This window comes from Streptomyces sp. NPDC054975 (assembly GCF_053609105.1).
Genome location: NZ_JBSGWV010000048.1, coordinates 36,168 through 48,577, shown reverse-complemented (window position 1 = coordinate 48,577; position 12,410 = coordinate 36,168). Strand labels below are relative to the sequence as shown.

Annotated in this window: 10 protein-coding genes and 1 riboswitch; of the genes, 7 read left to right on the top strand and 3 right to left on the bottom strand. The window is 74.2% G+C overall.

Annotated features, from left to right (window positions below; all coding sequences use genetic code 11):
• The first annotated feature begins 106 nt into the window (after positions 1 to 106).
• Positions 107 to 247: riboswitch (cobalamin riboswitch) on the top strand.
• 35 nt (positions 248 to 282) lie between these two features.
• From ACWF79_RS28940 to ACWF79_RS28920, 5 genes are all read left to right on the top strand, one after another.
• A complete protein-coding gene (locus tag ACWF79_RS28940; RefSeq protein WP_453731109.1) occupies positions 283 to 1,251 on the top strand; it encodes a cobalamin biosynthesis protein in 969 nt (322 codons plus the stop codon).
• Positions 1,248 to 2,789, top strand: coding sequence for a cobyric acid synthase (locus ACWF79_RS28935; RefSeq protein WP_453731108.1), 1,542 nt, complete (start codon positions 1,248 to 1,250; stop codon positions 2,787 to 2,789). Before ACWF79_RS28940 ends, ACWF79_RS28935 begins: the two co-directional genes overlap by 4 nt.
• A 184-nt stretch (positions 2,790 to 2,973) precedes the next feature.
• On the top strand, positions 2,974 to 4,998 hold the full coding sequence (locus ACWF79_RS28930) for a putative cobaltochelatase (RefSeq protein ID WP_453731107.1): 2,025 nt from the start codon (positions 2,974 to 2,976) through the stop codon (positions 4,996 to 4,998).
• Positions 4,998 to 5,606 (top strand): cob(I)yrinic acid a,c-diamide adenosyltransferase, encoded by a 609-nt coding sequence (gene cobO, locus ACWF79_RS28925; protein ID WP_453731106.1) that lies wholly within the window; start codon positions 4,998 to 5,000, stop codon positions 5,604 to 5,606. The genes ACWF79_RS28930 and cobO overlap by 1 nt, the downstream gene beginning before the upstream one ends.
• Positions 5,600 to 7,033 carry a cobyrinate a,c-diamide synthase gene (locus ACWF79_RS28920; protein ID WP_453731105.1) on the top strand — a complete coding sequence of 478 codons (1,434 nt, stop codon included), beginning with the start codon at positions 5,600 to 5,602 and terminating at the stop codon, positions 7,031 to 7,033. The genes cobO and ACWF79_RS28920 overlap by 7 nt, the downstream gene beginning before the upstream one ends.
• 2 nt (positions 7,034 to 7,035) lie before the next feature.
• On the opposite strand, the gene ACWF79_RS28915 is transcribed toward ACWF79_RS28920, so the two are convergent.
• Positions 7,036 to 7,764, bottom strand: coding sequence for a ZIP family metal transporter (locus tag ACWF79_RS28915; RefSeq protein WP_453731104.1), 729 nt, complete (start codon positions 7,762 to 7,764; stop codon positions 7,036 to 7,038).
• A 6-nt stretch (positions 7,765 to 7,770) separates the two neighbouring features.
• On the opposite strand from ACWF79_RS28915, the gene ACWF79_RS28910 reads away from it, so the two are divergent.
• Both ACWF79_RS28910 and cobC read left to right on the top strand, forming a co-directional pair.
• Positions 7,771 to 8,703, top strand: a complete 933-nt coding sequence (locus tag ACWF79_RS28910; RefSeq protein ID WP_453731103.1) for a bifunctional cobalt-precorrin-7 (C(5))-methyltransferase/cobalt-precorrin-6B (C(15))-methyltransferase — start codon at positions 7,771 to 7,773, stop codon at positions 8,701 to 8,703.
• A gap of 26 nt (positions 8,704 to 8,729) precedes the next feature.
• Positions 8,730 to 10,277 (top strand): Rv2231c family pyridoxal phosphate-dependent protein CobC, encoded by a 1,548-nt coding sequence (gene cobC, locus ACWF79_RS28905; RefSeq protein WP_453731102.1) that lies wholly within the window; start codon positions 8,730 to 8,732, stop codon positions 10,275 to 10,277.
• A 96-nt stretch (positions 10,278 to 10,373) separates the two neighbouring features.
• On the opposite strand, the gene ACWF79_RS28900 is transcribed toward cobC, so the two are convergent.
• Both ACWF79_RS28900 and ACWF79_RS28895 read right to left on the bottom strand, forming a co-directional pair.
• A complete protein-coding gene (locus ACWF79_RS28900) occupies positions 10,374 to 11,345 on the bottom strand; it encodes an SCO1860 family LAETG-anchored protein (protein WP_453731101.1) in 972 nt (323 codons plus the stop codon).
• Between the two features lie 314 nt (positions 11,346 to 11,659).
• Positions 11,660 to 12,397: a siderophore-interacting protein gene (locus ACWF79_RS28895; RefSeq protein WP_453731100.1), complete on the bottom strand. Its 738-nt coding sequence runs from the start codon at positions 12,395 to 12,397 to the stop codon at positions 11,660 to 11,662.
• Positions 12,398 to 12,410 lie beyond the last annotated feature (13 nt).

Sequence of the window (12,410 nt, the reverse complement as noted above, 5' to 3'; positions counted from 1 at the left end):
GGTCGCACCTTCGGGTGCGGCCCGCCCGGCCGTCGTTCCGGGAGCCATGGGGGCGCCGTGTGGTGCTTCGCACACTGTCCCGCCGCAGGTCAAGCGTGAGTTGACGGGTCTTCGCACACGTGGTGGACTTCCGGGGCCATTACGGCGGCAAGCAGAGGAAGCCCGGTGCGAATCCGGCGCGGTCCCGCCACTGTGACCGGGGAGTCGATCCCCGGGAGCCAGGAACTCTCGCCGCCGGTCACGTCGAGCCAGGGCGCGGACCCTGAGTGAGGACACAGCGCCATGCCCGGCCGCAGCCGCAGTGCAGCCACACGTGTATTCGCATACGGCGCCGCCGCCGGTCTGGCCGCCGATCTGATCGTCGGCGACCCCCGCCGCGGCCATCCGGTCGCCGCGTTCGGGCGGGCCGCCGGGGCCGTCGAGAAGCTGCTGTGGCGCGACCACCGAGGGTGGGGCGCGCTGCACACGGCCGTCTGCGTGACGGGCGCCGCGGGCGCCGCCGCACTGGCCGCCCGTACGGTACGTGACCACCCCCGGGCCTCCGCCGCGCTGACCGCCGCCGCCGTCTGGGCCGTCGTGGGCGGGACGACCCTGGGCCGGGAGGCCCGTGCCATCGGCGGGGCCCTGGCGGCCGGCGACCTGGAGGTGGCCCGGGAGCGGATGCCGCATCTGGTGGGGCGCGATCCGCAGGCCCTGGACGGTCCGGCGATGGCCCGCGCGGTCGTGGAGTCCGTCGCCGAGAACACCTCCGACGCGGTGGTGGGGGCCCTGTTCTGGGGCGCGGTCGCGGGCGTTCCTGGCCTGGTCGGCTTCCGGGCGGTGAACACCCTGGACGCGATGGTGGGCCACAAGTCGGCGAAGTACCGGCGCTTCGGCTGGGCCTCGGCCCGCCTGGACGACGTGGCCGGCTGGCCGGGCGCCCGGCTGACCGCCGTGCTCGCCGCCCTCGGCGGCGGTGACACGGCGGGCGCCCTGCGGGCCTGGCGCACGGACGCGGCGAAGCACCCCAGCCCCAACGCGGGCCCGGTGGAGGCCGCGTTCGCCGGGGCCCTCGGCGTACGGCTCGGCGGGACACTCTCGTACGGCGGCCGGGTCGAGCACCGGCCCGTACTCAACGGGGAGGGACGGGCCGTGGAGGTCGCGGACATCGAACGGGCGGTCCGGCTGTCGCGCCGGGTGACGGCGCTGACGCTGGCCGCCTGCGTGGGCGGGCGGATCGCGGCGAGCGCACTGAAGCGGAGGCAGGCATGACGGGCGGGGTGACGGTCGGCGGCGGGCGCGTGCGCGGCGGGGGTTTGCTGGTTGCCGGGACGACGTCCGACGCGGGCAAGAGTGTCGTCACGGCCGGCATCTGCCGGTGGCTGGTCCGCCAGGGGGTGAAGGTCGCCCCGTTCAAGGGGCAGAACATGTCCCTGAACTCCTTCGTGACCCGCGAGGGCGCGGAGATCGGGCGCGCGCAGGCCATGCAGGCGCAGGCGGCGCGGGTCGAGCCGACCGCCCTCATGAACCCGGTCCTGCTGAAGCCGGGCAGCGACCGCTCCAGCCAGGTGGTCCTCATGGGAAAGCCCGTCGGCGAGCTGAGCGCGCGGGGCTACCACGGAGGGCGGCAGAAGGAGCTCTTCGAGCCGGTGATGGCGTGCCTGGAGGAGCTGCGGGGCACGTATGACGCCGTGATCTGCGAGGGGGCGGGCAGTCCGGCCGAGATCAACCTACGGCGCACGGACATCGTGAACATGGGCGTCGCGCGGGCCGCGCGGCTGCCGGTCCTCGTGGTCGGCGACATCGACCGGGGCGGCGTGTTCGCCCAGTTCTTCGGCACGACGGCGCTGCTCGCGCCCGAGGACCAGGAGCTGGTCGCCGGGTATCTCGTGAACAAGTTCCGGGGCGACGTGAGCCTCCTGGAGCCGGGCCTCGACATGCTGTTCGGGCTGACCGGGCGGCGGACGTACGGCGTGCTGCCGTACGCGCACGGGCTCGGGATCGACGAGGAGGACGGGCTGCGGGTCTCCCTGCGGGGCGCCGTCCGCGAGTCGGTCGTCGCTCCGCCGGTCGGCGAGGACGTGCTGCGGATCGCCGTCTGCGCGGTGCCGCTGATGTCGAACTTCACGGACGTGGACGCGCTGGCGGCCGAACCGGGCGTGGTCGTACGGTTCGTGGACCGCGCCGAGGAGCTGGTCGACGCGGACCTGGTGGTCGTGCCGGGCACCCGGGGCACGGTGAAGGCCCTGGCGTGGCTGCGCGAACGCGGGCTCGCGGACGCCCTGGCACGGCGTGCGGCGGAGGGCCGGCCGGTGCTCGGCATCTGCGGCGGTTTCCAGGCGCTCGGGGAGCGGATCGAGGACGAGGTCGAGTCGAAGGCCGGCACGGTCGACGGCCTCGGGCTGCTGCCCGTACGGGTCCGGTTCGCGGCCGAGAAGACGCTGGCCCGCCCGGTCGGCGAGGCGCTCGGCGAGCGCGTGGAGGGGTACGAGATCCACCATGGCGTCGCCGAGGTGCTCGGCGGGGAGCCGTTCCTGGACGGGTGCCGGGTCGGCGCGGTCTGGGGGACGCACTGGCACGGCTCGCTGGAGAGCGACGGATTCCGCCGGGCGTTCCTGCGGGAGGTCGCGGCGGCGGCCGGCCGGCGGTTCGTACCGGCTCCGGACACGTCGTTCGGCGCGCTGCGCGAGGAGCAGTTGGACCGGCTCGGTGACTTGGTCGAGGAGCACGCGGACACGGATGCGTTGCTGCGGCTGATCGAGGAAGGCGCCCCTGCTGGGCTGCCGTTCGTGCCGCCGGGTGCGCCGTGAGGGCCGTGAGGGCCGGCGGAGGGTGCGCCCGGCCTTCGGCCGGGCTTGGGTTCCCGTCCGCACCACCCGTGCGGCAAGGAGAACAGAGGTGCGGGTGGCCCTTGTGGGGCGGCACCCGCCGTCGGCGGCTGCGGGCCGTCGCGCACGTGAACGAACGTCAGCGAACCGAAGGAGTGACCACCCGATGAGCACCCGGTATCCGTTCACCGCCGTCGTCGGTATGGACGATCTGCGGCTGTCGTTGTTGCTGAACGCCGTCAGTCCCGCGGTGGGTGGGGTCCTCGTGCGCGGGGAGAAGGGGACCGCCAAGTCGACGGCCGTGCGAGCCCTCGCGGACCTGCTGCCCGAGGTGCCGGTGGTCGCCGGGTGCCGGTTCAGCTGCGACCCGGGCGCGCCCGACCCGGGGTGCCCGGACGGGCCGCACGAGACCGCCCCGGCCGCCGCGCGCCCCGCGCGGATGGTGGAGCTGCCCGTCGGCGCCTCCGAGGACCGGCTCGTCGGCGCGCTCGACATCGAACGGGCCCTCTCCGAGGGCGTGAAGGCCTTCGAGCCCGGGCTGCTCGCCGACGCGCACCGCGGGATCCTGTACGTCGACGAGGTCAACCTCCTCCACGACCACCTGATCGACCTGCTCCTCGACGCCGCCGCCATGGGCTCCTCGTACGTCGAACGCGAAGGCGTCTCCGTACGGCACGCGGCCCGCTTCCTGCTCGTCGGCACGATGAACCCCGAAGAGGGCGAGCTGCGGCCGCAGTTGCTGGACCGGTTCGGACTGACGGTCGAGGTCGCGGCCTCCCGCGAGCCCGAGCAGCGCGTGGAGGTCGTCCGGCGGCGGCTCGCCTTCGACGACGACCCGGCCGCGTTCGCCGCGCGCTGGGCCGGCGAGGAGACCGAGCTGCGGGAGCGGATCGTCGCGGCGCGCGAGCTGCTGCCGCGCGTCGTGCTCGGGGACGCGGCGCTGCTCCAGATCGCCGCGACCTGCGCGGCGTTCGAGGTGGACGGCATGCGCGCGGACATCGTGATGGCCCGGACGGCGACCGCGCTCGCGGCGTGGGCCGGGCGGTCCGAGGTGACCTCCGACGACGTACGGCAGGCGGCGCTGCTCGCCCTCCCCCACCGGCGGCGGAGGAACCCCTTCGACGCGCCGGGGCTCGACGAGGACAAGCTCGACGAGACCCTGGAGCAGTTCCAGGGCGAGGAGGACGGCGACGACGACCCGGATCCCGGCCCGGAGGGCCCCGGCGGTCCGGGCGGCGGCGGGGGCGGTGTGCCGCCGCAGGGCGACGGCCCGGCGCCCGAGAACACGACGGCGCCGGACGAGGCGCCCGCGCCCGCCCCGCAGGGTCCGGGAGGCGCCGGTGAGCGGGCCGCCGTCAAGGCCGCCGAGCCGTTCCGTACGAAGATGCTCAGCGTGCCCGGACTCGGCGAGGGCGCCGCGGGGCGCCGTTCCCGGGCCCGTACCGAGCACGGCAGGACGACCGGCGCCGTACGGCCCCGGGGCGCGCTGACCAAGCTGCACCTGGCCGCGACCGTGCACGCCGCCGCCCCGCACCAGAAGGCGCGCGGCCGGTCCGGCCCCGGGCTCGTGGTCCGCCGGGACGATCTGCGGCAGGCGACGCGCGAGGGCCGGGAGGGGAACCTGGTGCTGTTCGCCGTGGACGCCTCCGGCTCGATGGCGGCGCGGCAGCGGATGAGCGCCGTGAAGGGCGCGGTGCTGTCGCTGCTGCTCGACGCGTACCAGCGGCGTGACAAGGTCGGCCTGGTCACCTTCCGGGGCCGGGACGCGGAGGTGGCGCTGCCGCCGACCTCGTCCGTGGACGCCGCCGCGGCCCGGCTCGAACAGCTCCCGACGGGTGGCCGTACGCCCCTGTCGGCGGGGCTGCTGAAGGCCCATGACGTGCTGCGCGTCGAGCGGCTGCGGGATCCCTCGCGCCGGCCGCTGCTCGTGGTCGTGACCGACGGCCGGGCGACCGGCGGGGGCGCCGACCCGGTGGCGCTGGCCGCGCGCGCCGCGCGACTGCACGCCTCCGAGGGCACGGCGGCCGTCGTCGTGGACTGCGAGACCGGTCCCGTACGGCTCGGGCTCGCCGGGGACCTCGCCCGTGAACTGGGCGGAACCGTCGTGACCTTGGACGAGCTGCGCGCCGACGCGATCGCCGGTCTCGTCAGGAACGTACAAGCCAACCACTCTGCCAGGAGGGCCGCTTAATGCCGCAGGGACAGCCGACCGTCGTTCCCGACGACGGTCTCACGACCCGTCAGCGCCGCAACCGGGCGCTGGTGATGGTCCACACGGGCGTCGGCAAGGGAAAGTCGACCGCCGCGTTCGGCATGGCCCTGCGGGCCTGGAACCAGGGCTGGCCGATCGGGGTGTTCCAGTTCGTCAAGTCCGCCAAGTGGAAGGTCGGCGAGGAGAACGCCCTCAAGGCGCTCGGCGAGACCGGCAAGGGCGGCACCGTGACCTGGAACAAGATGGGCGAGGGCTGGTCCTGGATCCAGCGCGAGGTCGCCGAGGGCGAGCAGTCCCACGAGGACAAGGCGCGCGAGGGCTGGGAGCAGGTCAAGCGGGATCTGGCGGAGGAGAGGTACAAGTTCTACGTCCTCGACGAGTTCGCGTACCTGCTGCACTGGGGCTGGATCGACACCAAGGAGGTCGTCGAGGTGCTCCGCGACCGGCCGGGGCAGCAGCATGTGGTCATCACCGGCCGCAACGCCCCGCAGGAGCTCATGGACTTCGCGGATCTCGTCACGGACATGTCGAAGGTGAAGCACCCGATGGACGCGGGTCAGAAGGGCCAGCGGGGCATCGAGTGGTAGCACGTCTCGTCATCGCCGCGCCGTCCTCGGGCGCGGGCAAGACCACGGTCGCGACCGGTCTGATGGCCGCGTTCGCCGGCCGTGGCCTCGCGGTCTCCCCGCACAAGGTCGGCCCGGACTACATCGACCCGGGATACCACGCCCTGGCGACGGGCCGCCCGGGCCGCAACCTCGACGCCTACATGTGCGGTACGGGGCTGATCGCGCCGCTCTTCGAGCACGGGGCGCGCGGCTGCGACCTGGCGGTGGTCGAGGGCGTCATGGGGTTGTACGACGGCGCCGCCGACCAGGGCGAGCTGGCGTCGACGGCGCAGGTGGCGAAGGTGCTCAAGGCGCCGGTCGTGCTGGTCGTGGACGCCTCGTCGCAGTCGCGGTCCGTGGCGGCGCTGGTGCACGGGTTCGCCTCGTGGGATCCGGAGGTACGGATCGGCGGGGTGATCCTGAACAAGGTCGCCTCGGACCGGCACGAGCATCTGCTGCGGGAGGCGCTTGGGGGGTCGGGAGTGCCCGTGCTGGGCGTGCTGCGCAGGGCGCCCTCGGTGGCCACGCCTTCTCGGCACCTCGGGCTGGTGCCGGTCGCCGAGCGGCAGGCCGACGCCGTGGCCGCCGTGGCGGCGCAGGGGGAGCAGGTGCGCCAGGGGTGCGACCTGGATGCGCTGTTGGCTCTTGCGCGGTCGGCGCCGCCGATGCCTGGAGAGGCCTGGGACCCCGTGGGCGCCGTCGGGGTGCGGGCCGGTGGGTCGGCCGTGCCCACCCGTCCCGCCCCAGCGGGACGAATGCCCACAGCAAGGCCGGTGGTAGCCGTCGCCGGAGGGGCTGCCTTCACCTTCTCGTACGCCGAGCATGCCGAGTTGCTCCGTGCTGCCGGGGCCGAGGTCGTCACGTTCGATCCGCTCCGGGACGAGGAGTTGCCGCCCGGGACCTCCGGGCTCGTCATAGGTGGCGGTTTCCCCGAGATGTACGGGGCCGAGTTGTCCGCCAACGAGCCGTTGCGGAAGGCCGTCGCCGAGCTGGCGGGCTCCGGGGCGCCGGTCGCGGCCGAGTGTGCCGGGCTGCTGTATCTGGCTCGTTCGCTCGACGGGAAGCCGATGTGCGGGGTGCTCGACGCGGAGGCGCGGATGTCGGAGCGGCTCACGCTCGGGTACCGGGACGCCGTGGCGGTGAGCGACAGTTCGCTCGCGGCGGCCGGGGCGCGGATGCGGGGGCACGAGTTCCACCGGACGGTGATCGAGCCGGGCGCGGGCGCGCAGGCGGCCTGGGGGCTGCGGCAGCCGGTGGGGGTCCCCCCTGCTCGAAGAGCTCGGGGGAGCGTGGAGGGGTTCGTACAGCAGGGGGTGCACGCGAGTTATGTGCACACCCACTGGGCGGGTGCGCCGGAGGCGGCCGCGCGGTTCGTGGAGCACTGTGCGAACGGGCCCGCCACGTGAGATCAGACGCCCGAGACACCCACCACGACCCAGATGAAGGCCACGCCCGCCACCGTGCACAGCAGGGTGGAGAGGGCCGGGTGCCGGTGGTGTGCCTCGGGGAGGATCTCGGCGGCGGCGAGGTAGAGCAGTGCGCCGCCGAAGAAGCCGAGGTAGCTGCCGAGAAGTTCCTCCGGAAGGGTGAACAGCAGAGTGGACGCGGCGCCGACGATCGGCGCGAGCGCGTCCGCGACCAGCATGATGATCGCCTTGCGCCGGGCGTTCCCGTACAGGCTGGTGATCGTGTACGTGTTGAATCCGTCGGCGAAGTCATGGGTGATGACGGCGATCGCGACGGTCGCGCCCATGCCTCCGCCGACCTGGAAGGCCGCGCCGAGTGCGATGCCGTCCATGAGGCTGTGGGCGACCATCGCGGCCGCCGCGGTGAGGCCGACCTGCGGCACCCGCTCGTCGGCGCCGACCCCGTGGGCCGCCTGACGGGCGGCCAGCAGCCGTTCCACGACGTGGGCGAAGAGGAAGCCGCCCACGAAGAGGAGCAGGGCCTGCGGCACGCCGAAGACCTTCTCGCCGGCGGCCTCCAGGGCCTCCGGCAGGAGGTCGAGTCCGACCACGCCGAGCATCAGTCCGCCGGCGAGGCCGAGGACCAGGTGGCGCCGGTCGGTGACGCGCTGCGCCGTCCAGCCGCCGAAGAGCGTCATGAGGAACGCGCCGAGCGCGACGAAAACGGCCATGCGCCTTTGCTATCGGATCGCGCGCGGTCCGCGCACATCGGACTCGCGTTCGCGCGCCTGGGTCTGGCCTGGGACGACGCCGTCGTGGTGGAGGGCTCGGTGCCCGACCGCGCGGTGAACGTCTGCCGGGCGCACCCGAAGGTGGCCGTGCTGCCCGCGCCGGGCGTCGGACCGGCGGAGCTGGGCGCGGCACTGGTGCACCGGGTGGCGTCGCGGACGCTGGTGGTGTTCTCGGCGTTGGGCGATCCCTTCCGTGAGCGGTTCGAGCGGGTGGATCCGGCGGAGGCGATGTGCCGGAGCTGGGAGTGCGTGAGCCTGGTCCTGTGTCTGGACGAGTCCCGGCAGGACGGGCCGGCTCCGGCGGTCACCGGTCCGCTCACCGGGCCGGGCCGCTGGGCGCTGCCGGACGGGGAGTTCGGGGCGGACGACGGTTTCGTACTGCCTTACGAGGCACGGGCGTTGACGCTGGCGCGGCTGGGGCCGCGGGCCGGGGACCTGGTCTGGGACGTCGGTTCGGGCGGCGGCGCGGTGGCGATCGAGTGCGCCCGGCTGGGCGCGGCGGCGGTCGCCGTGGAGCGGACGGAGTCAGGTGCCGAGCGAGTGCGGGTGAACACGGCCGCGCAGGGCGTGGAGGTGCGGGCGGTGCACGGGGCGGCGCCGACGGTGCTGACCCATCTCGCCGATCCGGACGGGGTGTTCGTCGGGGGCGGTTGTGGTGTGGGCGACGAGCTGGAGTCGCTCGTGCGGACGGCGGGTCGGCGGGCACGGCGCGCGGTGGTGGTGGCGGCTCCGGATCGGACGTCGATGGCGCAGGTCCACTCGGCTCTGGAGTCCTGTGGCTTCGCGGCCGAGGGTGTGGTGCTGCGGACCGATCGGCTGACGGGCTCCTCCTTCGCACCGGCCGGGCCGCCCGTGTTCCTGGTCTGGGGCACACGGTGAGCGGGGCGACAGGGAGCGGGGCCACGGTGAACGGTGCGACGGTGGGGGTCGGCGCCCGGTCCGGTGTGTCCGTGGACGAGGTCCTCGCCCTGGTGGCGGCGGCGCTGCGGGAGGCCGGTCTGACGGGCTCGGACGTCGTCGCGTTCGCCACGCTGGAGGCGCGGGCGGCGGAGCCGGGGATCGTGGGCGCGGCCCAGCGCTTCGGCGTACCGCTCCGCGCCTACGGGCCCGAGGAGCTGGCCGCCGTCCCCGCACCGAACCCCTCGCGGGCTCCGCTCGCGGCGACGGGAACGGCGTCGGTGGCGGAGGCGGCGGCGCTGCTCGCCGCCGGGCCCGGTGCCGTGCTGCTCGTACCGAAGCGGAAATCGGCGCGCGCGACGTGCGCGATTGCCCGTTCTCTCCGGTTTCGTCCGAACGAAGATGCCGCCACCGCACGGTTGTTGCCCCAGGGACAGGGGTACATCGCTGGTCAGACGGAGCCCCGTACACCCCCCACTCACCACCCGACGGCGGCCATGGATACCCACGCGCACTCTGACGTCCACGATCTGCGGCACCACGGTGACGCGGAGGTACGGGACGAGAAGCTGATCGACCTCGCGGTCAACGTCCGGACGCACACGCCACCGGAGTGGCTGCGGGCGCGGATCGCCGATTCCCTGACGGGCCTGGCGCAGTATCCGGACGGCCGGGTCGCGCGGGCGGCGGTCGCCGAGCGCCACGACCTGCCGCCCGGCCGGGTGCTGCTCACGGCCGGTGCGGCGGAGGCGTTCGTGCTGCTCGCGCGGGCGCTGCCGGCGCGGCGGCCGGTGGTGGTGCATCCGCAGTTCACCGAGCCCGAGGCGGCCCTGCGGGACGCGGGGCACGAGGTGGGCCGCGTGCTGCTGCGTGAGGAGGACGGCTTCCGGCTGGATCCGGCGGCCGTGCCGGAGGACGCGGACCTGGTGGTGATCGGGAACCCGACGAACCCGACGTCCGTACTGCATCCCGCGGCGGCGATCGCGGACCTGGCCCGGCCGGGGCGGACGCTGGTGGTGGACGAGGCGTTCATGGACGCCGTGCCGGGCGAACGGGAGTCGCTGGCCGGCCGGACGGACGTACCGGGTCTGGTGGTGCTGCGGAGCCTCACGAAGACCTGGGGCCTCGCGGGGCTGCGGATCGGCTACGTCCTCGCGCACCCCGAGACGATCACCCTCCTTGAGCGGGCGCAGCCGCTCTGGCCGGTGTCCACTCCCGCGCTCGTGGCGGCGGAGGCCTGCATGTCGCGGGCGGCGCTCGCCGAGGCGGAGCTCGCGGCGCACCGGATCGGGGTGGAGCGGGCCCATCTGCTGGCGGGGCTCGCGGAGTTCGACGAGGTGCGCGCGGTGGCGGCGGCGGAGGGTCCCTTCGTGCTGGTCCGGATCGATCGCGCGGACGCGGTACGGGAGCGGCTGCGGGCGCTGGGCTTCGCGGCGCGGCGCGGGGACACGTTCCCGGGCCTTGACCGGAACTGGCTGCGGCTCGCGGTGCGGGACCGGGTCACCACGAACCGCTTCCTGCAGGCCCTGGACCAGGCGCTGTTGATCGAGGGCTGAGCCCCTCCCGTACCCGTACGGGGAGGGACGGCGTCGTTCTCGGCGCCGCCCCTCCCCGCGCTCCCCTTCGCCCCTCGGGTCGGCCCCCCGCGTCGGTCAGCCCCGGGCGCGGCTACGGGCCAGGACGAGCGCCCCCGCGCCGCCGCCGAGCAGGACGACGGCGCCGCCGGCCAGGTACGGGGTCGTCGAACTGCCGCCCGTCGCGGCGAGGTTCTGGTCGGTGGGCCTGGCGCCCTCGTTCTGTGTCTCGACCCCGCCGGCGTCGTTGGGCTTGGCGGAGGGCTCCTGCGAGGGCTGCTCGCTCGGCTGCTCCGTGGGCTTCTCGGTCGGCTTCTCCGTGGGCTTCGTGCCCTTGGGCGTCTCGCAGGTGGCCTCGGCGAGGGTGACCACGCCGTTGACCTCGGCCACACCGAGCTTCAGCGGGTTGACCTCCACCTTCAGTTCGAGGGCGGTGGCGGCGGCCGTGCGGGAGGTGGTGGACGTACGGGACAGGTCGAGGGTCACGTCGCCGACGCCCGGCACGCTGACCTTGGTCTGCCCGGCCGTCGACAGGGTGGTCCTCTTGCCGAGGACGGTCACGTGCCCGAGCACGTTGGACTCGGCGACAGGCTGCTTGCCGGTCTCGCAGAGCGCCTTGGAGGTGACCTTCTCGACCTCGATCAGGGAGAGCAGGGGCACGCCGGGAACGTGGACCTTCGCCTTGGCCAGATGGACGTATCCCTCGGCCTTGGTCTTGTCGACCGTGGCCTTCGAGGTGGCGACGTCGGCGCGCAGCACGTCGATCGGCTTGCCGTTCTCGGCGCCTTCCACCTTGACCGTCAGCGCGGTCCGGTTCTCGCTCTCCGGCGCCTTGACCTCGTTGAGGGAGGCGCGCAGCGGCACGTCGACCGACTTGTCGAGGAGCGAGACGTCGAGCCCGGTCCGCAGGACGACGGCGGTCGCGCGCCCTTCGCCGCCGGTGGCGTGCGCCGCGGGGGCCAGGAGGACCGCGGGCCCGACGGCCAGCGCGGCGACGGTCGCGGCGGCGGCGGTGCGGCGTACGGGCATGCGGAAGGTGTTGCTGTTCAAGATGGTGGTACCCCCACAAGAGACATGGCGCCGCCGGCCGCTCACCACGGGGACACGGGATCGACGCGGTCTCGGCGACTTGAGACACCGGAATCTTTACGCACGGAGGGTGAACCGGCAGACACCTGGCGTGAGTTCACTCCAAAGGGGGGTTTCCGGGCCCATATTCGATTCTTTCGGCACACGCGTTCCCGCGCGCCCCGCGCGTTTCGTATCGCGCGGGTGCGCGCCGGAAGGGTTTCAACGACCCGCGCCGACCTCCGGTAACGGACGGTCAACCCGACGCCTCGGCGGCGGCCGCACACCTCGGGCGGTCAGGAGGCGCGCCAGTAGCCCAGGGAGTGGACCCGCTCCTTGGGGAGCGCGAGCTCCTTGCGGACATACGCGGCGAGGGTGCGGGTGGTCGCCGTGTCGCAGGCGATCCAGACGTACGGGTGGCCGTCGGGGCCGCCGTCGCCCTTGAGCAGCTCCGGAAGCTCGGCGCGCACCCGCTCGACGAGCGCGGCGCCGCCGCCCTGGCGCGGGACCCTGCGCAGCTCGTGGCGGGCCGCGTCGAGGCGCAGCGGCAGCTCCTCGTCCGCTTCGTGGGAGGTCTCGAACCAGAGCGTGGCCGGGACGTCGGGGGCGGAGTCGAGGAGGGAGTTGATGGCGGGCAGCGAGGCCGGGTCGCCGATCACGAACATGCGGCCGGGCCGGGGTTCGGGGGCGGTGAAGCCGGTGCCCTGGAGCGTGGCCTCGATGGTGTCGCCGGGGGCGCAGGTGCGGGCCCAGTCGCTGGCGACCCCCTCGTGGAGGGCGAACTCCAGGCTGAAGGTGCCCGCGTCACGGTCGGGGTCGACGAGGGTGTAGGCGCGCTGGTGCGGCTTGCCGGCGTTCTCGAACCAGAGCCGTACCCACATCGTCGGGTGGACGCCGGCGGCGGCGAGGAGCCCGCCGTCGGTCAGATGCACCCGGCGGAAGTGCTCGGTGACCTGCTCGGCCCCGGTCACCGTGAACGTGAAGTCCCGGCCTCGGAACAGCTTGAGGACCACACCTTCCCAGCCATGCCCCACCGCGATCGCCTCC